The organism is Streptomyces sp. NPDC051041 (assembly GCF_044456065.1).
Classification (GTDB): Bacteria; Actinomycetota; Actinomycetes; order Streptomycetales; family Streptomycetaceae; genus Streptomyces; species Streptomyces glaucus.
Window position 1 is genome coordinate 244,049 of record NZ_JBITFM010000003.1, and the last position, 20,104, is coordinate 264,152.

Consider the following 20,104-nt stretch of genomic DNA (forward strand, 5'->3'; position numbering starts at 1 on the left):
CCCGGGTATTTGGGCGCCCAAAAAGCGGGATCGTCGCCGCCCGGGGGGGGGCCATCGGGGGGCGCGGCGGCCGGGGCGGGGCGCCCCCGCCCCGGCCGCCGTGCTCCCGCCGCCGACGGCGGGAGCACGGCGGAACCCGTGCCCGGGCCGGAGCGCCCGGTCAGGCCGCCGGGGCCGGGTACGTCGGGTACTCCACCCCGGAGACGTACTGGACGACGCGGATGACCTGGCAGGAGTAGCCGAACTCGTTGTCGTACCACAGGTAGAGGATCGCGTTGTCGCCCTCGACCTTGGTGGCGCCGGCGTCGACGATCGAGGCGTGGCGCGAGCCGATGAAGTCGCTGGAGACCGCGTCGGGGGCGCTGATGAAGTCGATCTGGCGCTTGAGCGGCGAGGTCAGCGACACGTTGCGCAGGTGGTCGAGGACCTCCTCGCGGGTGGTCTCGCGCGCGAGCTGCAGGTTGAGGATCGCGATCGAGACGTCCGGCACCGGTACGCGGATCGAGCTGCCGGTGATCTTCGCCTTGAGGTCGGGCAGCGCCTTGGCGACGGCCGAGGCGGCGCCGGTCTCGGTGATGACCATGTTGAGCGGCGCGGAGCGGCCTCGGCGGTCGGCCTTGTGGTAGTTGTCCAGCAGGTTCTGGTCGTTGGTGAACGAGTGGACGGTCTCCACGTGGCCGCGCAGCACGCCGTACTCGTCCGCCATCGCCTTCAGCGGCGGGACGATCGCGTTGGTGGTGCACGAGGCGCAGGACAGGATCCGCTCGTCCGGCTTGATCGTCTCGTGGTTGACGCCGTGCACGATGTTCGGGACGTCGCCCTTGCCCGGCGCGGTCAGGACGACCTTGGCGATGCCGGGGCGCAGGTGCTTCGACAGGCCCTCGCGGTCGCGCCACTTGCCGGTGTTGTCGATGAGGATGGCGTCCTTGATGCCGTACGCCGTGTAGTCCACCGACGCCGGGTCGTCGGAGTAGATCACCTTGATCTCGTTGCCGTTGGCGACGATCGTGCCGTTCGCCTCGTCGACGGTGATGGTGCCCTGGAACTGGCCGTGGATGGAGTCGCGGCGCAGCAGCGAGGCGCGTTTGACGAGGTCCTCGGCGACCCGGCCGCCGCTGTCGCGGACGACGACGGCCCGCAGCCTGAGCCCGTTGCCGGAGCCGGACTTCTCGATCAGCAGGCGGGCGAGCAGACGGCCGATGCGGCCGAATCCGTAGAGCACGACGTCCCGCGGCGCACGGCGCTCGATCTTGTTGGCGCCCGTGGCGCCCGCGACGGCCTCGGCGGTGAACTCCGCCACCGACAGGCCGCGGCCGTCGGTCTTGTACGTCGCGGCGAGCATGCCGATGTCGATCTGCGAGGGGCCGAGATCGAGCGTGGTGAGCGCCTGCAGGAACGGCAGGGTCTCGGTGACCGAGAGCTCCTCGCCGGCGATCTGCCGGGCGAACCGGTGGGCCTTGAGGATGCTGATCACCGATTTGTTCACCAAGGAACGGCTGTGGAGGAGGACGGTGACGTCCCGCTCCCGGTGCAGCTTCCCGATGATCGGGATCATCGACTCCGCGATCTCCTCGCGGTACTTCCAGTGGGTGAACGAGTCCTCGTTGACAGTCACAGGCTTATCTTTCGAGCTAGGCGGCGCTCATATGCTAACCACATGATCGATCGCCCCTTCGTGCAGGGGTCCGCTCACCTGTGATCAGCCGTTCGGATGCCGTCCTGCTCCCGTTCTCCGCGGCGGCACCCCGCGTTCTTCCGGGCGTCACCCGTCCGGCGCCCCGGAACGGGCCGGCCGGAGAGGCGGGCGCGGCGCCTCCGTCCGGCGAGCCGGGGCCGGATCCGTCCAGCCCCGTGCGCCGGCGTGCGGGGCGGGGGCGTCTTCACCCGTGTGCCGGTGTCCGGGGGCGGGCCGGGCGGGCGCGCGGCCGCGGAATCCGGCACGGGTCCCGCGCCCCGCCGGACCGCGGGTGTAACCCGACTGCGCGCCTCGAATGGTGGGCGAGCCCGGAATGACTGACGGTGGATCAAGCCAAGGCCTCGGGTCACACCAGCTGATGTGGCTTCAGCTGCCCGTGCGCCACGGAAGGAACTCTCAGATGCGTTCTGCCCGCATGCTGCTCGCCACCGCGACGGCCACGGCCGCCCTGGTGATCACCGGATCCGCCGCCTATGCCCAGGTGGCGGGTGACCAGGACCGCGAGGACACCTCCTACAGCCAGAAGCACGAGGACACCTCCGGCGAGAAGAAGGAGGACACCTCCTCCGGCGAGAAGCACGAGGACACGTCGTCCGACGAGAAGTACGAGGACACCTCCGACAAGAAGTACGAGGACACCTCCGACGAGAAGTACGAGGACACGTCCGACAAGAAGTACGAGGACACGTCCGACAAGAAGTACGAGGACACGTCCTCCGGCGAGAAGCACGAAGACGGCTCCTCCAGCGAGAAGCACGAAGACACTTCCTACAGCAAGAAGGACGACAAGGACGACAAGTACGACAAGCCCCGCGGTGGGGTCCACACGGGCGGCGGAGCACTGGCGGCGGTGAACAGCGACGACTGGGACGCCGACAAGTACGAGAAGCACGACGAGGAGGGCTACAAGGACAAGGAGGAGGGCTACAAGGACAAGGAGGAGGGCTACAAGGACAAGGAGCACGAGAACGGCGAGGACTCCTGGAACGGCAACCACGAGAAGGACTACGACAAGGGGCACGAGAAGAGCTCCGACCACGACAAGCCGCGAGGCGGGGTGCACGCCGGTGGCGGCGCGCTCTCCCAGCAGGACGTCACCACCAGCGGGCTGGCCGCCCTGGCGGTGGCCGGCACCGGCCTGTACGCGCTGAGGCGCAAGAAGGCGGCTCAGAACGCCGCGTGACATCGACGCCCGACGCCCTGACGACCGGGTCCGCCGCACGCGCACGTCGCGTCGCGGCGGGCCCGGCCCGTCCTCCCGCGTGTCGTGTCCCCTGTCGTGCCCGAGTGAGATGGTGACCGATGGCAGCCCTTCCCTCCGCTCCTCCTTCCTCCGCCGACGGCGATCCGGCGCCGCCGCAGCAGAAATCCCGCACCGGCACGACGCTGCTCTGGGGCGCGGCCGCCCTGGTGCTGGCGATGGGCCTGCTCGGTGGTGAGGACAGGTCGCCCGACTCCGGCCGGGCGCCGCACGCGCCGCCGCCCGTCGCGGCGGCCTCGCCCGCCGCGACGGACTCGCCCACCGCGCGCCCGGCGGGGAAGCAGCTGCCCCGGTCCAGACCGACCCGACTGCTCATCCCCAAGATCTCGGTCGACGCGCCCTTCATCCGCCTGGGCATCGGCCGCTCGGGCGAGCTCGAAGCCCCTCCGGCAGACGACGTCAACCTCGTCGGCTGGTACGCCGGGGGAGCCTCCCCCGGCGAGGCGGGCACGTCGATCATCGCCGGGCACGTGGACACGGCCACGTCGGCCGCCGTGTTCGTCGACCTGCACAGGCTCAGGAGGGGCGACCGGTTCCACGTGGAGCGGGCGGACGGGCGCCGGGCGTCCTTCGTGGTGGACAGCGTGGAGTCGTTCGACAAGGACCGCTTCCCCAACGAGCGGGTGTACGCCGACACCCCCCAGGCGCAGGTCCGGCTCATCACCTGCGCGGGGGACTACGACCGCGCGGCCAAGGACTACACCGAGAACCTGGTGGTCTTCGCCCACCTGGTCTGACGAGCCCGCCCGCCCTCCCCGGCCGGGGCGGCGTCCGCCAGGATCCGGGTGCGGGGTGCGGGGTGCGGGGTGCGGGGTGCGGGGTGCGGGTGCGGGATGTACCGCCGTTCGGTCCGCCGTGGCGGCGCAGGGTCGCAGGAGTCGCAGGAGTCGCGGGGATCGCGGAGTCGCGGGGATCGCGGAGCCGCGGAGTGCGCAGGGCCGCGGGAGCCGTGGGAGTCCTTCCGGGAGCCGCCGGAGTCCGGGGAGAGTGCCGAAGACCGGCATTTCCCCCTGACCGGGTGTCTTACAGTGACAACCACCTGTTCCGGAGACCCAGTGATCTGTGAGGTAATCGCGAACCATGGCGACCGAAACGTTTGAGTTCCAAGTCGAGGCCCGTCAGCTGCTCCAGCTGATGATCCACTCGGTCTACTCGAACAAGGATGTCTTCCTGCGCGAACTCGTCTCGAACGCCTCCGACGCGCTGGACAAGCTGCGCCTGGAGAAGCTGCGCGACGACAGCCTCGACGCCGACGTGTCCGACCTGCACGTCGAGATCGAGGTCGACAAGGACGCCCGCACCCTCACCGTGCGGGACAACGGCATCGGGATGTCGTACGACGAGGTCGGACAGCTCATCGGCACGATCGCCAACTCGGGCACGGCCAAGTTCCTCCAGGAACTGAAGGAGGCCAGGGACGACAAGGACGGCGCCGGGGCCGATGGCCTCATCGGCCAGTTCGGCGTCGGCTTCTACTCCGCCTTCATGGTGGCGGACGAGGTGACCCTGCTGACCCGGCGCGCCGGCGAGAGCCGGGGCACCCGCTGGTCGTCCCGCGGCGAGGGCACGTACACGCTGGAGACGGTCGACGAGGCGCCGCAGGGCACCTCGGTCACCCTGCACCTGAAGCCGGCCGACCCCGACAACCAGCTCCACGACTACACCTCCACCTGGAAGATCAGGGAGATCGTCAAGCGGTACTCGGACTTCATCACCTGGCCGGTCAGGCTGGTCCCGGAGAAGACCGACGGGGACGCCGACGGGGACGAGGCGCCCGAGCCGGAGACGCTGAACTCGCAGAAGGCCCTGTGGGCGCGCTCGCGCGACGAGGTGTCCGACGACGAGTACCACGAGCTGTACAAGCACATCAGCCACGACTGGCGCGACCCGCTGGAGACCATCCGGCTCCAGGCCGAGGGCACCTTCGAGTACCAGGCGCTGCTGTTCCTCCCGTCGCACGCCCCGCACGACCTGTTCACGCAGGGCTTCAAGCGCGGCGTGCAGCTGTACGTCAAGCGCGTCTTCATCATGGACGACTGCGAGGAGCTGCTGCCGCCGTACCTGCGCTTCGTCAAGGGCGTCGTCGACGCGGCGGACCTCTCCCTCAACGTGTCCCGGGAGATCCTCCAGCAGGACCGGCACATCCAGGCGATGCGGCGCCGCCTGACGAAGAAGGTCCTGTCCACCGTCAAGGACATGATGGCCAAGGACCCGGAGCGCTACGCCACGTTCTGGCGGGAGTTCGGCGCCGTCCTGAAGGAGGGACTGGTCACCGACTCCGAGAACCGCGACGCCCTGCTCGCCGTCGCGTCGTTCGCGACCACCCGCTCCGAGGACGAGCCGACCACGCTCCAGCAGTACGTGGAGCGGATGAAGGACGGCCAGGAGGACATCTACTACATCACCGGCGACAGCCGGCAGAGCATCGAGAACTCCCCGCACATGGAGGCGTTCCGGGCCAAGGGCATCGAGGTGCTGCTGCTCACCGACCCCGTCGACGAGGTCTGGGCCGACACCGTCGGCGAGTACGAGGGCAAGCGGCTGCGGTCCGTCGCCAAGGGCGAGATCGACCTCGACGCCGAGGGCGGCGAGAAGGACGGCGGCGAGCGGGAGAAGCAGAACGAGGAGTACGCCGGTCTGCTCGGCTGGATGAAGGAGCAGCTGGCGGAGGACGTCAAGGAGGTGCGTCTGTCGTCGCGCCTGACCGTCTCCCCGGCCTGCGTCGTCTCCGACGCGCACGACCTCACCCCGGCGCTGGAGAACATGTACCGGGCGATGGGCCAGGAGGTGCCGAAGGCCAAGCGGATCCTCGAACTCAACCCCGACCACCTGCTGGTGAAGGGGCTGAACGAGGCGTACAAGGAGCGCGAGGACCGGTCGGGCCTGGTCGAGACCGCCGAGCTGCTGCACGGCCTCGCGGTGCTCGCCGAGGGCGGGCAGCCGAAGGAACCCGCCCGCTTCGTCAAGCTGGTCGCGGACCGGCTGGAGCGCACCCTGTGAACACCCGGGGCGCGGCCCGCACCGGGCCGCGCCCCCGCACCGGGCGAGCGGGTCAGGCCCCGGACCGCCCGCGCGTCACGGCCCGCCGCAGCGCCGGCCAGGCCAGCAGGACGACGATCGTCCCGTACACCGTCACCGCGAACGGCGTGTCGACCAGCCCGGTGACGCTGCCGTCGCTGATCTGCAGGGCGCGCCGCAGCTGCTGCTCGGCGCCCGGCCCGAGGACGACGCCCAGGACGGCGGGCAGCACCGGCAGGCCGTAGCGCCGCATGCCGAACCCGATCAGGCCGATCACCAGCAGGATCACCAGGTCGATCACCTCGCCGCCGACCGCGTACGCGCCGACCGCCGCGAAGAACAGGATCCCCGCGTACAGGTACGGCCGCGGGATGCGCAGCAGCCGCGCCCACACCGGCGCCAGCGGCAGGTTGAGCGCGAGCAGCAGCACCATGCCGACGAAGAGCGACGCGATCAGGCCCCACACCAGATCGGCCTCCCGCTCGAACAGCAGCGGGCCGGGCTGGATGCCGTACTGCTGGAACGCGGCCAGCATCACCGCCGTGACCGCCGTGGTGGGCAGGCCGAGGGTCAGCATGGACACCAGCGTGCCCGCCGCGGAGGCCGACGCCGCCGACTCCGGGCCCGCGACGCCCTCGATCGCGCCCCTGCCCCACTCGTCGGGACGCTTCGACAGCCGTTTCTCCGCGACGTACGACAGGAAGGTGGGGATCTCCGCGCCGCCCGCCGGGATCGCGCCGAACGGGAAGCCGATGAACGGGCCGCGCAGCCACGCCTTCCAGGTCCGGCGCACGTCGCCGCGGCTCAGCCAGGGACGGCCCACCGGGATCGGCTCGCCCGGGCCGCGCCGCAGGTGCGCCGCCACCCACAGGGCCTCGCCGACGGCGAACAGGCCCACCGCGACGATCACCACGTCGATGCCGTCGGCGAGTTGCAGCGAGCCGAACGTCAGCCGCTGCTGACCCGTCAGCCCGTCCAGGCCCACCAGGCCCAGTGTCAGCCCGATCAGCAGGGACGCCAGTCCCCTGACCCGGGACGCGCCCAGCACCGACGTCACCGCGACGAACGCCAGCACCATCAGGGCGAAGTAGTCCGGCGCGCCGATGTCCACCGCCAGGCCGGCGACCGTCGGGGCGAGCGCGACCAGCAGGACGGTGCCGATCGTGCCGCCCGCGAAGTGGCCGATCGCGGCGGCCGCGAGCGCCTGCGCGCCCCGCCCCGACCGCGCCATCGGGTTGCCCTCCAGGGCGGCGACCACGGCGGCGCTCTCACCGGGCGTGTTCAGCAGGATCGAGGTGGTGGAGCCGCCGAACATCGCGCCGTAGTAGATGCCCGCGAACATGATGAACGCGCCGACCGGGTCGAGCCCGTACGTCACCGGCAGCAGCAGCGCGACCGCCATCGCCGGGCCGATGCCGGGCAGCACGCCGATCGCCGTGCCGAGCAGCACGCCGATCGCCGCCCACAGCAGGTTGAGCGGGGTGAGGGCGGTGCCGAAGCCGTCCAGCAGGGAGGTGAGGGCGTCCATGTCACAGCACTCCCATCAGCGGGCCGCCGGGCAGCGGAACCCCGAGCAGCTTGTCGAAGACCGCGTAGGTGACCAGGGAGAGGACGGCCGCGACGAGGGGGTCCCGGTCGGTCCGGCGGCTGCCGAGCGCGAAGGCGGCGCCCCAGAACAGCAGCGCGCCCGCGGCCGGGAAACCGAGCGGCTCGATGAGGACCGCCGCGCCGAGGAACACCCCGGTCAGCAGCAGCACCGTGCGCCGGTCGGCGGGCTCCGACAGGTCGACGTCCTCGCCGGTCTCCGCCCGGCCCCGGCCGCCGCGCAGCACGTCGACGGCGAGCAGGGCGGCGACGGCGAGCAGCCCGGCGCCGACGGCGACCGGGACGGTCCGCGGCCCGACCGGGCCGCGCCGGGCGACGTCGACGTCCATGGCGAGCGCGTCGGTCAGCACCAGCACGCCGAGCGCCAGCAGCAGGACGCACACGCCCAGTTCGGAGTTCTCGCGCAGCCAGGAGCGGCGGCCGGTTCGCGTCGTCACAGCCCCAGCTCCTTCAGCACCGACACCACGCGCCCGTCCTGGGCGTCCAGGAAGGCCCCGAACTCCTCACCGGTGAGGAAGGCGTCGTCCCAGCCGTTCCGCCGCATCGACCCCTGCCACTCCGGCGAGCGGTGCAGCTCCTCGAACAGGCGGACCAGCTTGCTCCGCTCGGCGTCGGACAGGCCGGGCGGGGCGACCACGCCGCGCCAGTTGGTGAAGTCCACGTCGTAGCCCGCCTCCCGGAGGGTGGGCGCGTCGAGACCGCGGGCGCGCCGCGGGCCGGTGACCGCGAGCAGGCGCAGTTCACCCGCCCTGATCTGGTCGAGGCACTCGCCGACGCCGGAGACGCCGAAGGCGACCTTGCTGCCGAGGACCGAGGCGAGCAGTTCGCCGCCGCCGTCGAACGGTACGTAGTTGACCCGCTTCGGGGCGATCCCGGCGGCCCGCGCCGTCAGCATCGACGCGAGGTGGTCGGGCCCGCCGGGCGAGGACCCGCCGCCCACCGGGAGCCCGCCGGGGTCCTCGCGCCAGGCGCCGACCAGCTCGTCGATCGTCCGGTACGGGGAGTCCGCGGCGACCACCACGACGTTCTGCTCCTCGGTGAGCCGGGCGATCGGGGTGGTGTCGGCGAGGGTCTTCGGCGCGTCGTTGGAACGGACGGCGCCCACGACGCCGAGGCCCATCGACATCGCCAGCTTCCCGTTGCCGTGCTCGCTCACCAGCCGGCTCAGCCCCACGGTCCCGCCGGCGCCGGGCAGGTTGAACACCTCGATCGAGTGGGTCAGCCCGGCGTCCTCGGCGTTCTTCGCGGCCGTACGGGCCGTCACGTCGTAGCCGCCGCCGGGCGTGTTGGGGACCATGAAGCGCAGGCCCGGGATCCGCGTGCCGGTGTCGGCGTCCTCGCCCGCCGTCAGCAGCGGCGGCCCCACGAACACGAGCACGGCGGCCCCGAGCAGGGCGAGGGGGGTACGCAGGCGCACGAGTGCCACCACCTGTCGGTCCGGGGGTCGAGGGGTACGGGGGTCCTGCGGGGAGGGGGACGAGGGCCACATGGTGCCCGCGCGCCGGCGAGGTGTCGCGCTTGTGGAACCAACGGTCGTTGTGGTCGTTGTGGTCGCCGCGCGGGCGTCCGTCGCCCCTTCTCGCCGGGCGGGTCCGGCGGCGGCCTGGCGCTCGCCCGGCCGGTCTGCGAACGTCACGGTGGGGAAGATCCCGGCGGCCGGCGCCCCGACGGGCCGCGGCCGCCGCACGCACGACCGTCAGCCGCCTCGTCGGCGAGGCGGCGGAAGGAGCGCCACGATGAGCGACACGTCCCGCGGCGGCACGCCGGGCGGCGACACGTACGGTGCCGGCGCGATCGACGTGCTCGTGGTCGACGACGACTTCATGGTGGCCCGGGTCCACCGCGCCTTCGTCGACCGCGTCGAGCCGTTCCGGGTCGTCGGCGTCGCCCACACCGGCGAGGAGGCGGCCCGCGCCGCCGACGCCCTCCACCCGGACCTGGTCCTGCTCGACCTGTACCTGCCGGACGTCTTCGGCCTGGACGTCATCCCCCGGCTGCGCACCGCCGGGCACGACTGCGACGTCATGGTCGTCAGCGCCGCGCGGGAGGCCGACGCGGTCCGCGGCGCCGTCCGCCGCGGGGTCGTCGACTACCTCCTCAAGCCGTTCGAGTTCGCGGACCTGCGGACCCGGCTGGAGCGCTACGCCGTGCGGCGGGGCCGGCTGCTCGCCGCCGTCGTGCGCAGCCAGGCCGACGTCGACCGGGTCCTGGCCGAGGCGGCCGGGCCGGCGGTCCCCGACGCGCTGCCCAAGGGCATGAGCGTGGAGACCGCCGAGCTGGTCGAGCGCGCGCTGCGCGCCGCGGACGGCACCCTGTCCGCCGCCGAGTGCGCGGCCCTGACCGGCGTCTCCCGGGTCAGCGCCCGCCGCTACCTGGAGCACTTCCACGCCGTCGGCAGCGCCGAGGTGTCCCTGCGCTACGGCACGACGGGCCGGCCCGAGCGCCGCTACCGGTTCCGCGAACCCGACGCGGGACGCCGGACCGGCGACGGGGCGCGGGCCGGCAGCGGTTCCTGAACCGCCCGGGGTCAGCCGGAGGCGGTCCAGGTGTGGGCCACGTCCACCACGACACGCCCGTCCAGCGGCGTCACGCGGAACGGCAGCCGGGCCCGGACGCCGAGTCCGAACTTGGTCTCGCCCTCGAAGCTGCCGGCGAACCGGGCGTCCCGGAACGTGCGGTATCCGGTGAGGTCGACGCCCGGCAGGGGGTGGCCCACCTGCGCGGGGTACGTCGGCGCGCCGGTGCCGGGGTCGTAGGCGGGCGCCGCCACCCGCACCTCCAGGACGGCTCCGCCGTCGACGGGGACCGGCCGGCCCGATCCGTCCTGCTGGATGCGGTCGACGTACTGGACGGAGTAGCCCAGGTCGTCGCGGGCCGCGCCGGGGACGTCGATGACGAACCGGTCGTAGCAGGCGTGCCGGCCGGTCCTGACCTGGGTGACCGGCTCGGCCGTGGCGGAGGTGTCCGTCTCGAGGAGGCTGCCCCAGCCGGTGGGGCAGACGGCCGTCGTGGCGGGGGCGGCGTGGGCCGGGAGGGCGGCTGCTCCCAGCGCGGTGCCCGCCAGGACGAGAGCCGCCCAGGCCGTTCTGGTTCGTGTCACGATGTCCCCCGAAGAGTGTGTGGTTCCGTTGTGCGTCTGTTGTCGGGTGAGACATCCGGGTCGGCCGGAGGGTTGCACCGGGCGGCCGGCGATTTCCGGACGGCGGCCGCGGGCCGGGGCGCGGAGCCCCGGCGTGCCGCACGCCCGGCCCGGGTGGGGGCCGCGCGCGTGCCGGGCCGGACCGCCGGCCGGCCCCGAGGGCGCCGGCGTCCCGGAATCGCCGTAGGGGGGTTGTTCCGGCCATCGCCCGGCACCTAGGGTCACCTCCGTATGCAAGCGCTTTCTACATCTGATGTCCGCCGGACGTCCGAGGAGGACCGCATGTCCCCGCTCCCCGCCCGCCGCCGCGTCGCCGTCGTCGGCACCGGCGCCATCGTCAGCGGCAGCCACCTGTCCGCGCTCAGAGCCCACTCCGGCCGGGTGGAGCTGGTGGCCGCCGTCGACGTGGACCCGGGGCGGCTCGACGCCTTCCGCGAGCTGGCGGGCGGCGAGGTCGCCGGGTACACGTCGACGAGCGCGATGCTGGACGCCGTGCGGCCCGACCTGGTGCTCATCGGCACGCCGCCGGCGCTGCACCGGGAGCAGACCGTCGCGGCGCTGAAGGCGGGCGCCTGGGTGCTGTGCGAGAAGCCGCTGTGCCTGTCGCTCGCCGAGTACGACGAGATCGCGGCGGCCGAGGAGGCGTCGGGGGCGTACGCGTCCGTGGTGTTCCAGCACCGCTACGGCTCCGGCGCCGTGCACGCCCGTGAGCTGATCGCGCGCGGCGAGCTGGGCGCCCCGCTGGTCGCGCACTGCCAGACCACCTGGCACCGGGACGCCGCGTACTACGCGGTGCCGTGGCGCGGGCGGTGGTCCACCGAGGGCGGCGGCCCGACGATGGGGCACGGGATCCACCAGTACGACCTGCTGCTCCACCTGCTGGGGGAGTGGACGGAGGTGCGGGCCATGGCGGCGCGCCTGGTGCACGACACCGAGAGCGAGGACGTCTCCACCGCCCTCGTGCGGTTCGCGAACGGCGCCCTCGCCACCGTCGTCAACAGCGTGCTGTCCCCGGACGAGGTGAGCCGCATCCGGATCGACTGCGCCGACGCCACGGTCGAGCTCACCCACCTGTACGGCCACCGCAACGACGACTGGAGGTACACCCCGGCGCCGCACGTGGCCTCCGAGCGCGTCGCGGCCTGGCGCGCCCCCGCCGCCGACGTGCCCAGCTCGCACACGGCGCAGCTCGGCGCCCTGCTGGACGCGTACGACGACGGCCGCCGGCCGCCGGGCAGCGGGCCGGAGGCCCGCGCCACCCTGGAGTTCGCCGCCGCCCTCTACAAGGCGGCGTTCACCGGGCACCCCGTCCACGCGGGCGAGATCGGGCCCGGCGACCCCTTCTACCCGGCGATGCACGGCGGGCACCCCGACTGGGCCCCCGAGGAGCGCGCATGAGCACCCTGCGGATCAGCCACGTCCACGGCGAGCACATCGCGGTGGCGGCGGGCGGGACCGAGATCCTGCGCTACGTCTACCGCCCCGACCCCGAGCCGTTCGAGTCGCGCAAGCCCTACGCCCACCCGGTGCGCACCCTCGCCGGGCACACGGTGACCGGCTACCGCCCGAACGACCACCGCTGGCACAAGGGCCTGCAGATGACGGCCAGCCACCTGTCCGGGCAGAACTTCTGGGGCGGCAACTCCTACGTGCACGGCCGGGGTTACCTGGCCCTGCCCGAGCGGGTCGGCTCGATGCGGCACGACGGCTTCCCCGTGTTCGAGGCGGAGGACGACCGGCTCACCCTCGCCGAGGACCTCACCTGGGTGGAGAACGGCGGCCGGGAGTGGGCGCGCGAGGAACGCGGGATCGTGCTCCACTCGGTCGACGAACGGGCCGGCGCCTGGGCGCTGGACTGGTCGATCCGCCTGACCAACATCCGCGACGAGCCGCTGGTGTTCGGCTCCCCGACCACCGCGGGGCGGGAGATGGCCGGCTACACCGGGCTGCAGTGGCGCGGCCCGCGGGACTTCACCGGCGGGAAGGTGTTCGCCCCGGACGGCGCCGGCGCGGAGGAGCTGATGGGGCGTCAGGGGCCGTGGCTGGCGTTCACCGCCGAGCACGACGGGACCGACGGGCACTCCACGCTCGTCTTCGCGCACGCGCCCGAGAACCTCGACGCGGGCGGCGCGATCCACCCGTCGCACTGGTTCGTGCGGTCCGAGCCGTTCCCGACGGTCGCGTTCTCCTGGGCGTTCTTCGAGGAGTTCGCGCTGCCGCCCGGCGAGTCCTTCGCCTACCGCTACCGGATCGTCGTCGCCGACGGCGCCTGGGACCCCTACCGGGTGGCCGCCCACCTGGAGGGGCTGCCGTGGTGAGCGCCGCCCGGCCCGCGCCGCCGCACCCGCTGCCGGGCGCCGTCGGCCTGTCCCACCTGAGCGCCTACGACTGGGCCGCCGCCGACGGCGTGTGCGGCGGCAGCCCGCACCTGCACCTGGTGTGCGCCGAGGCGTACGTCGTCACCGGCGGCCGGGGCGCGGTGCAGACGCTGAGCCCCGACGGCTACCGGGACATCCCGCTCCGGCCGGGCTCGGTCGCCTGGTTCACGCCGGGCACCGTGCACCGCATGGTGCAGGGCGGCGGCCTGCGCGTCACCGTGCTGATGCAGAACAGCGGGCTGCCCGAGGCCGGGGACGCCGTCTTCACCTTCCCGCCCGACGTGCTCGCCGACCCGGAGCGCTACGCGGCGGCCGCCACGCTGCCGCCGGGCGCGGGACCGGGGACGGAGGCCGCCGCCCGGCGCCGCCGGGACCTCGCCGTCGAGGGCTACCTCGCCCTGCGCGCGGCCCTGACGGCGGGCGACGACGGCCCCTACCGGGAGTTCCAGCGTGCCGCCGCCCGGCTCGTCCGCGACCGGGTGCCGGCCTGGCGCGAGCTGTGGCGGACCGGCGCGCTGGCCGCCGCCGAGCGCACCGGCGCCCAGCTCGACGCGCTGGCGCAGGGCGATCCCGCGTACCTCGGCGAGGCGACCGCGTACGCGGCGGTGCCCACCCGGCTCGGCGGTTTCGGGATGTGCGGGCGCCGTGACGAGTACGCGCTGCCGGGGACCACGCCGCCCCACCACGACGGACGGCGGGGGGCTTGAGGGGACCGCCCGCGCGAACCGGCCCGCCCGGGCCGCGTACGGCTTCGGCCACCGCGACCACGGGACCGCGGGCGCCGTCGACGCCGGCGGGTCCCGCCTCGGCAGCGCCTCCCGGGAGGACCTCGAACGGGTGTGCGCCCGGTGCGCCGGCGGGACGAGGACCGTCCGCGCCGGCACGGCGCGGATCCGCCGCCGGACCGTCAGGGCCTTCGGCCGACGGCTCGTCCGCCCGGCACCTCGGCCGCCGCCACCGCCGTCAGCGCGGTGGCGGCGCTCGCGATGCCCAGCACGACGCCGGCGACCACGTCGCCCGGATAGTGCACGCCGGTGTGGACGCGGGAGTACCCGACGGCGCCCGCCAGCGCCCCGAGCGGCACCGCCGCGGCGGGCAGGACCACCCCGACGGCGGTGGCGAACGCGACCGCCGACGCCGTGTGGCCGGAGGGGAACGACGCCGACGTGGGCATGGGCACGTGCCGGTCCACGGTCACCCGGGCCGCCTCCCGGTCGGGCCGGGCCCGGCGCACCAGGCGCTTGCCGAGCAGGTTGGCGGAGGCCGAGGCGACGGCGACGGCGCCGACCCCGGCGAGCGCGGCCCTGCGGGGCCGGGGACCGCCCAGAGCGAGGGCGGCGGCGATGGACAGCGAGATCTTGGAGTGGTCGGCCGCGTGCGACAGACGCCGCAGGGCGCGGTCCAGCGTGGGGGTGGGGGTGGCGGCCACGGCCGCGTACAGGGCGCCGTCCACGGCCCGCAGGTCGCGCAGTACCGCGGACAGGGCGCGCCGGGGCCCGGCCGGGGGGGACGCCTTGGCCGGGAGCGGGCCGGTGGTGTCGCCGTCGGCGTCGGTCGGTTCGGTCACGGTGCTCCTCCTCCACAGCGTTCCCGCACACCCTGCCACGAGCCGGTACCCGGCCGGCGTCACGCGGGCGGCGCGGACGGCGTTTCGCGGGACCTGCCCGGTGAGGCGGCCGGGGCCCGCCCGCGCGACGCCGGGGACGCGCTCCGGGCGGCCCGCGCGACACCGGGGGCACCGGCCCTCGACGTCACCGCGGGAAACCGCCCGCGCGGCGGCCCCGGGCACCGGGCGTCAGCCGAGCGCCCGGTCCAGGTTGAACGCGGCGCTGATCAGCGCCAGATGCGTGAAGGCCTGCGGGAAGTTGCCCTGCTGCTCACCGGTGCGGCTGATCTCCTCGGCGTACAGGCCGAGGTGGTTGGCGTACGTCAGCATCTTCTCGAAGGCGAGGCGCGCCTCGTCGAGCCGGCCGGCCCGGGTCAGGGCCTCCACGTACCAGAACGAGCACAGGGAGAACGTGCCCTCGTCGCCGCGCACCCCGTCCGGGCTGGTCCGGGGGTCGTACCGGTACACCAGCGAGTCGGACACCAGGTCCTGGCCGAGGGCGTCGAGGGTGGACAGCCACTTGGGGTCGGTCGGCGCGATGAACTTCGCCAGCGGCATCATCAGCACCGCCGCGTCCAGCACGTCGCCGCCCTCGTACTGGACGAACGCCTGCCGGGTCTCGGACCAGCCGCGCCGCATGATCCGCCGGTAGACGGTGTCGCGGCACTCCCGCCACCGCGGCAGGTCCGCGGGCAGGCCACGCCGGTTGGCCAGCCGGATCGCCCGCTCGACCGCCACCCAGCACATCAGCCGCGAGTACAGGAAGTCCCTGCGTCCGCCGCGGGTCTCCCAGATGCCCTCGTCGGGCTGGTCCCAGTGCGCGCAGACCCAGTCCACCAGCGCGCACACGTCGTCCCACTGGCCGCTGGAGATGGGCTCGGCCCACTTGTCGTAGAGGTAGATCGAGTCGATCAGCGCGCCGTAGACGTCCAGCTGGAGCTGGTCGGCGGCGGCGTTGCCGACGCGGACCGGCGCCGCTCCCCGGTACCCCTCCAGATGGCCCAGTTCCCGCTCGGCGAGGTCGGTGCGGCCGTCGATGCCGTACATGATCTGCAGCGGCCCCGACGATCTGCCGTCGCCCGGACTGATGTGCCGGGTCACGAAGTCCATGAACGCCGCGGCCTCACCGGTGAAGCCCAGCCGCAGCAGCGCGTACACGCAGAACGCCGCGTCGCGCACCCACACGTACCGGTAGTCCCAGTTGCGTTCGCCGCCGGCCCGTTCGGGCAGGCTCGTCGTCGGGGCCGCGACGATCGCCCCGGTGGGCGCGTAGGTGAGCAGCTTGAGCGTGAGGGCGGAACGGTGCACGTGCTCCCGCCACCGGCCGCGGTAGCGCGAGGCGGACAGCCAGCGCCGCCAGTACGCCACCGTCGCCGCGAACTGCTCCTCCGCCTCGGCCCGCGCGCACCGGCGCGGCGCCACGGCACCGCCGACCTGGTCCAGCGCGAACACCGCCGACTCGCTCTGGGCGAGCTTGAAGTCCGCCCGCGCGTCCGGGCCGTCGGCCTCCAGCGGCACGGTCGCCGTCAGCGCCAGGGCCGGTCCGGCGGACTCGAACACCGCCGTGTCGCCGGTCAGGCGGACCGTGTGCGGACGGGTGCCGTAGTCGAACCGCGGCGCCACCCGCGCCCGGAACGGCAGGGAGCCGCGCACGCACAGCACCCGCCGGATCAGCCGGTGCCGCTCGGCCTCCACCGGTCCGCCGCCGACCGGCATGAAGTCCTGCACCTCGCCGACCCCCTCCTCGGTGAAGAAGCGGGTGATCAGGACGTTGGTGTCGGGGAAGTAGAACTGCTTCGTCCGCGCCGGCCCGGCCACCGCGAGCTCGAAGCGGCCGCCGCGCTCGGCGTCCAGGAGCGAGGCGAAGACACTGGGCGCGTCGAAGGCCGGACAGCAGTACCAGTCGATCGTGCCGTCGGTCCCCACCAGGGCCACACTGCGCAGGTCGCCGATCAGGCCGTGCTCGGCGATCGGCAGGTAGCGCCCCGTCCGACCGGTCGGTGTTCCGTCCATCGAGGCCTCCCCTGCCGGCTCACGCCTCAACCCCAGCTTAGGACCCCTCCGACGGGTCCCCGCGGCCCCGCGCCCGCCTGCGGACGACGGGCCGGCTACTCCTTCACGGCTCTGAGCACCACGAACTTCGGATCACTGGCGACCAGCCGGCTGTTCCCGAACAGCCGCCGCAGCTTCACGTGGTACCCCAGGTGCCGGTTGCCGACCACCCACAGCTCGCCGCCCGGCCGCAGGGCGCGCCGCGCGCCGGTGAACATCCGCCACGCGGTCGCGTCGGTCGTCGCCTGATGCGAGTGGAACGGCGGATTGTTGAGCACGACGTCGACGCTGCCGGCCGGCACCCCCGCCAGCCCGTCCCCGACCCGGAACTCGGCGTGCCCCGGCGCCGCGTTCGCCTTCCACGTCGCCTCCGCCGAGGCCACCGCCTGGAACGACTCGTCCACGAACAGCACCTCGGCCCCCGGGTCGGCCAGCGCCACCGCCGTCCCCACGACCCCGTTGCCGCACCCCAGGTCCACCACCCGCCGGCCGGCCAGGCCGCCGGGCAGGTGCCGCAGGAAGAACCGGGTGCCGATGTCCAGCCGGTCGGCGCAGAAGACGCCCGCGTGGTTGACGACCGTGCGCCCCGAGACCGGGCCGATGCCGCCGGGGAGCGGATAGGCGTACGGCCACGGGTTGGCGGGCCGCTCCAGGGACGGGTCCGGGGCGCACAGGACGAGGCGGGCCTTCTTCTCGGCGAGCGACGTCCGGGTGGGGCCGAGGATCCGCTCGAACAGCCGCAGCGTCGAGGTGTGGATCTCCTTCACCATGCCGGTTCCGACCACGACCGTGCCCGCGTGCACCCCGGGCGCCAGCCGCAGCAGCTGGTCCTCCAGCAGCGCCAGGCTCTTCGGCACCCGCACCAGCAGGACGTCGATCCGGCCGGGCGGCGGGTCCTGCGTGGTGAGCAACCGCACCGTGCCGGGCTCGACGCCGTTGCGGGCGAGGTTCGCCCGGGTCGCCTCCTGGGCCAGGAAGGAGTCGGTGATCTGCACCGGCCGGTGCGCGGCGAGCGCGGTGGCCAGCGCGCCCCAGCGGTCCCCGACGACCACGACCGTGCCCGACAGGGGGACCTCCCGCTCCGCGAGGTGCCGCAGAAGGTACGTGTCGGAGGCGTCCCAGGCGCGCAGCCGCTCGCGCGGGTCCTCGGGGAAACGGGCCAGCGCCAGCTCGCCCCACGGTGTCGTCATACGGTCGCTCATCGTGCGTCAAGGCTAGCCGAGCCGCAGGTCGGCGCGGGTCGGGCAGGATGGGAGCCATGGACGCCGAGCTGTTCCCCCGAACCCGTACGCAGGTCGCGCCCGGCGCCGTGCACCTGCCGGACTGGCTGGACGCCGCCGGCCAGTCCGGGCTGCTGGCGGCCTGCCGGGAGTGGGCGCGCCCGCCGGCCGGGCTGCGCACGGTCCGCACCCCCGGCGGCGGCACGATGACCGCCCGGCAGGTGTGCCTGGGCCGGCACTGGTACCCGTACGGCTACGCCCCCACCGCCGTCGACGGCGACGGCGCCCCGGTGAAGCCGTTCCCCGCGTGGCTGGGCGACCTCGGCCGCCGCGCGGTGGCCGACGCGCTCGGCCCCGGGCAGGCCGCGGCGGCCGCGTACGACATCGCGCTGATCAACTTCTACGACGCGGACGCCCGCATGGGCATGCACCGCGACGCCGACGAGAACTCCCCCGCGCCGGTGGTGTCGCTGAGCCTGGGCGACACCTGCGTCTTCCGCTTCGGCAACACCGCGACCCGCGCCCGGCCCTGGACGGACGTCGAGCTGCGCAGCGGCGACCTGTTCGTCTTCGGCGGACCGTCCCGGCTCGCGTACCACGGCGTGCCGAAGGTCCACCCGGGCACCGCGCCGCCCGAGTTGGGGCTGACGGGGCGGCTGAACATCACGCTGCGGGTCGGCGGCCCGTAGGCCGCCGCCCCCGCGGATCATGGGAGACTCGCCCTCATGAGCGGCAAGGCGGACCCCCGGCCGGCGGGGGACGGAACCACCTCGAGGGCGCGGCTGGACCGGGGGCGCGGAGCGCTCGGGCCCGCGTTGGAGCTCGTGCACACCGGACGCGCCCCCACCCGGGCCGTGCTCACCGCCGAACTCGGGGTGACCCGCGCCACGGCCGGTGCGGTCGCGGCCGAACTGGAGGCGCTGGGCCTGATCCGGGTGGACGCCCGGCCCGGCGCGGCGGCCGGTTCGCAGGGCCGGCCCTCGCACCGGCTCGCGGTCGCCGAGGACGGGCCGGTGGCGCTGGCCGCGCAGATCCACGCCGACGGCTTCCGGGCGGCGCTGGTCGGCCTCGGCGGCCGGATCGTCGCCACCGCGCCCGGCTGCGAGGTCGTCGACGCCGACCCGGCCAAGGTGCTCGGCTCCGTCGTCGAGGCGGGCGCGGAGCTGCTGCGGCGGACCGGGCGGCGCTGCGTCGGCGCGGGACTCGCCGTGCCGTCGGCGGTGGCGGAACCGGAGGGGCTGGCGCTGAACCCGCTGCACGTGGCCTGGCCGGCGGGCGCGCCCGTGCGGGAGATCTTCGCCGAGCAGGTGCGGGCCGCCGGCATCGACGGCCCCGCGTTCGCGGCCAACGACGTCAACCTCGCCGCGCTCGCCGAGCACCGGCACGGGGCGGGGCGCGGCGCCCGCGACCTGCTGTGCGTGGCCACCGGCCACCGGGGCGTCGGCGGCGCGCTGGTCCTCGACGGCCGCCTGCACACCGGCAGTTCGGGCCTCGCCCTGGAGGTCGGCCACCTCACCGTCAACCCCGAGGGCCGCCCCTGCCACTGCGGCAGCCGCGGCTGCCTGGACGTGGAGGCCGACCCGCTCGCCCTCCTCACGGCCGCGGGCCGCGAGCCGGGCCCCGAGGTGTCCCTGCTCCAGCAGGCCGACGACCTGGTCCGCGGCCACTACGCCGACCCGGCCGTCCGCACCGCCGCCGAGACCCTGATCGACCGCCTCGGCCTCGGCCTCGCCGGCCTGGTCAACATCCTCAACCCGGACCGGATCATCCTCGGCGGCCTGCACCGCACCCTCCTGGAGACCGATCCGGACCGGCTGCGCGCGGTCGTCGCCGACCGCAGCCTGTGGGGCCGCAGCGGCGGCGTCCCCATCCTGGCCTGCACCCTCGACCACAACAGCCTGGTCGGCGCGGCCGAACTGGCCTGGCAGCCGGTCCTGGACGACCCCCTGGGAGCCCTCACCTGACCCCCGGGCCGCCGGGGACGGGGTACCGCGCGTCCCCGTGCCCCGGCGGCCGGCCGGCCGGACCGTTCCCCGGCACGGCGACGAACACATTCCGCGGCCCGGTCCGGCGGACTCCTCGGCGAGCTCGGCGGTCCGCCGGTACAGCGTCCGCTTCCGGCCGGGCGC

General features: G+C 74.2%; 17 protein-coding genes. 9 read left to right on the forward strand and 8 right to left on the reverse strand.

The window, feature by feature from the left end; genetic code table 11:
* Positions 1-160: 160 nt before the first annotated feature.
* Positions 161-1,615 carry a glyceraldehyde-3-phosphate dehydrogenase gene (locus ACIBAI_RS07300; protein WP_399031762.1) on the reverse strand — a complete coding sequence of 485 codons (1,455 nt, stop codon included), beginning with the start codon at positions 1,613-1,615 and terminating at the stop codon, positions 161-163.
* A 481-nt stretch (positions 1,616-2,096) separates the two neighbouring features.
* On the opposite strand from ACIBAI_RS07300, the gene ACIBAI_RS07305 reads away from it, so the two are divergent.
* The 3 genes from ACIBAI_RS07305 (at position 2,097) to htpG (ending at position 5,957) form a co-directional block, all read left to right on the forward strand.
* The gene (locus ACIBAI_RS07305) at positions 2,097-2,879 is read left to right on the forward strand and encodes a hypothetical protein (RefSeq protein WP_399031764.1); all 783 of its coding nucleotides are present in this window, start codon (positions 2,097-2,099) and stop codon (positions 2,877-2,879) included.
* A gap of 119 nt (positions 2,880-2,998) precedes the next feature.
* Entirely contained in the window at positions 2,999-3,694 is a 696-nt protein-coding gene (locus ACIBAI_RS07310) for a class F sortase (RefSeq protein ID WP_399031766.1), read from the forward strand.
* A gap of 343 nt (positions 3,695-4,037) precedes the next feature.
* Positions 4,038-5,957 (forward strand): molecular chaperone HtpG, encoded by a 1,920-nt coding sequence (gene htpG / locus ACIBAI_RS07315; protein ID WP_399031768.1) that lies wholly within the window; start codon positions 4,038-4,040, stop codon positions 5,955-5,957.
* Between the two features lie 52 nt (positions 5,958-6,009).
* Here the strand turns inward: htpG and ACIBAI_RS07320 are convergent, their stop codons facing one another.
* From ACIBAI_RS07320 to ACIBAI_RS07330, 3 genes are read right to left on the reverse strand one after another with little or no spacing between them, the layout of a single operon-like run.
* Positions 6,010-7,503 carry a tripartite tricarboxylate transporter permease gene (locus ACIBAI_RS07320; protein WP_399031770.1) on the reverse strand — a complete coding sequence of 498 codons (1,494 nt, stop codon included), beginning with the start codon at positions 7,501-7,503 and terminating at the stop codon, positions 6,010-6,012.
* Position 7,504: 1 nt separating this feature from the next.
* A complete protein-coding gene (locus ACIBAI_RS07325; RefSeq protein ID WP_399031772.1) occupies positions 7,505-8,017 on the reverse strand; it encodes a tripartite tricarboxylate transporter TctB family protein in 513 nt (170 codons plus the stop codon).
* Positions 8,014-8,997: a Bug family tripartite tricarboxylate transporter substrate binding protein gene (locus ACIBAI_RS07330; RefSeq protein ID WP_399031774.1), complete on the reverse strand. Its 984-nt coding sequence runs from the start codon at positions 8,995-8,997 to the stop codon at positions 8,014-8,016. Before ACIBAI_RS07330 ends, ACIBAI_RS07325 begins: the two co-directional genes overlap by 4 nt.
* 319 nt (positions 8,998-9,316) lie before the next feature.
* Here ACIBAI_RS07330 and ACIBAI_RS07335 point away from each other — a divergent pair, with 319 nt between their 5' ends.
* Positions 9,317-10,096, forward strand: a complete 780-nt coding sequence (locus tag ACIBAI_RS07335) for a response regulator (protein WP_399031775.1) — start codon at positions 9,317-9,319, stop codon at positions 10,094-10,096.
* Between the two features lie 11 nt (positions 10,097-10,107).
* Here ACIBAI_RS07335 and ACIBAI_RS07340 read toward each other — a convergent pair whose 3' ends face one another.
* The gene (locus tag ACIBAI_RS07340) at positions 10,108-10,680 is read right to left on the reverse strand and encodes a hypothetical protein (protein WP_399031776.1); all 573 of its coding nucleotides are present in this window, start codon (positions 10,678-10,680) and stop codon (positions 10,108-10,110) included.
* Between the two features lie 321 nt (positions 10,681-11,001).
* On the opposite strand from ACIBAI_RS07340, the gene ACIBAI_RS07345 reads away from it, so the two are divergent.
* From ACIBAI_RS07345 to ACIBAI_RS07355, 3 genes are read left to right on the forward strand one after another with little or no spacing between them, the layout of a single operon-like run.
* Positions 11,002-12,117 (forward strand): Gfo/Idh/MocA family protein, encoded by a 1,116-nt coding sequence (locus ACIBAI_RS07345; RefSeq protein ID WP_399031777.1) that lies wholly within the window; start codon positions 11,002-11,004, stop codon positions 12,115-12,117.
* Complete coding sequence (locus ACIBAI_RS07350) at positions 12,114-13,037, forward strand: PmoA family protein (protein ID WP_399031778.1); 924 nt, start codon at positions 12,114-12,116, stop codon at positions 13,035-13,037. The genes ACIBAI_RS07345 and ACIBAI_RS07350 overlap by 4 nt, the downstream gene beginning before the upstream one ends.
* Positions 13,031-13,804 (forward strand): cupin, encoded by a 774-nt coding sequence (locus tag ACIBAI_RS07355; RefSeq protein ID WP_399031779.1) that lies wholly within the window; start codon positions 13,031-13,033, stop codon positions 13,802-13,804. Before ACIBAI_RS07350 ends, ACIBAI_RS07355 begins: the two co-directional genes overlap by 7 nt.
* A 200-nt stretch (positions 13,805-14,004) precedes the next feature.
* On the opposite strand, the gene ACIBAI_RS07360 is transcribed toward ACIBAI_RS07355, so the two are convergent.
* The 3 genes from ACIBAI_RS07360 to ACIBAI_RS07370 all read right to left on the reverse strand — a co-directional run bounded on the left by ACIBAI_RS07360 (position 14,005) and on the right by ACIBAI_RS07370 (position 17,945).
* Entirely contained in the window at positions 14,005-14,664 is a 660-nt protein-coding gene (locus ACIBAI_RS07360; protein ID WP_399031781.1) for a phosphatase PAP2 family protein, read from the reverse strand.
* Positions 14,665-14,892: 228 nt separating this feature from the next.
* Entirely contained in the window at positions 14,893-16,716 is a 1,824-nt protein-coding gene (locus ACIBAI_RS07365; protein WP_399031783.1) for a glycoside hydrolase family 15 protein, read from the reverse strand.
* Positions 16,717-16,811: 95 nt separating this feature from the next.
* Positions 16,812-17,945, reverse strand: coding sequence for a methyltransferase (locus ACIBAI_RS07370; protein WP_399031785.1), 1,134 nt, complete (start codon positions 17,943-17,945; stop codon positions 16,812-16,814).
* Between the two features lie 68 nt (positions 17,946-18,013).
* On the opposite strand from ACIBAI_RS07370, the gene ACIBAI_RS07375 reads away from it, so the two are divergent.
* On the forward strand, positions 18,014-18,664 hold the full coding sequence (locus ACIBAI_RS07375) for an alpha-ketoglutarate-dependent dioxygenase AlkB family protein (protein ID WP_399031786.1): 651 nt from the start codon (positions 18,014-18,016) through the stop codon (positions 18,662-18,664).
* A gap of 36 nt (positions 18,665-18,700) precedes the next feature.
* On the forward strand, positions 18,701-19,939 hold the full coding sequence (locus tag ACIBAI_RS07380) for an ROK family protein (protein ID WP_399031787.1): 1,239 nt from the start codon (positions 18,701-18,703) through the stop codon (positions 19,937-19,939).
* Positions 19,940-20,104: the final 165 nt, after the last annotated feature.

What these genes read in the sequence shown, in the direction of transcription:
- ACIBAI_RS07305 (WP_399031764.1), top strand. Translation starts at nt 2,097, where the DNA reads ATGCGTTCTGCCCGCATGCTGCTCGCCACCGCGACGGCCACGGCCGCC.
- ACIBAI_RS07310 (WP_399031766.1), top strand. Translation starts at nt 2,999, where the DNA reads ATGGCAGCCCTTCCCTCCGCTCCTCCTTCCTCCGCCGACGGCGATCCG.
- htpG (WP_399031768.1), top strand. Translation starts at nt 4,038, where the DNA reads ATGGCGACCGAAACGTTTGAGTTCCAAGTCGAGGCCCGTCAGCTGCTC.
- ACIBAI_RS07320 (WP_399031770.1), bottom strand. Translation starts at nt 7,503, where the DNA reads ATGGACGCCCTCACCTCCCTGCTGGACGGCTTCGGCACCGCCCTCACC.
- ACIBAI_RS07335 (WP_399031775.1), top strand. Translation starts at nt 9,317, where the DNA reads ATGAGCGACACGTCCCGCGGCGGCACGCCGGGCGGCGACACGTACGGT.
- ACIBAI_RS07345 (WP_399031777.1), top strand. Translation starts at nt 11,002, where the DNA reads ATGTCCCCGCTCCCCGCCCGCCGCCGCGTCGCCGTCGTCGGCACCGGC.
- ACIBAI_RS07350 (WP_399031778.1), top strand. Translation starts at nt 12,114, where the DNA reads ATGAGCACCCTGCGGATCAGCCACGTCCACGGCGAGCACATCGCGGTG.
- ACIBAI_RS07365 (WP_399031783.1), bottom strand. Translation starts at nt 16,716, where the DNA reads ATGGACGGAACACCGACCGGTCGGACGGGGCGCTACCTGCCGATCGCC.
- ACIBAI_RS07370 (WP_399031785.1), bottom strand. Translation starts at nt 17,945, where the DNA reads ATGACGACACCGTGGGGCGAGCTGGCGCTGGCCCGTTTCCCCGAGGAC.
- ACIBAI_RS07375 (WP_399031786.1), top strand. Translation starts at nt 18,014, where the DNA reads ATGGACGCCGAGCTGTTCCCCCGAACCCGTACGCAGGTCGCGCCCGGC.
- ACIBAI_RS07380 (WP_399031787.1), top strand. Translation starts at nt 18,701, where the DNA reads ATGAGCGGCAAGGCGGACCCCCGGCCGGCGGGGGACGGAACCACCTCG.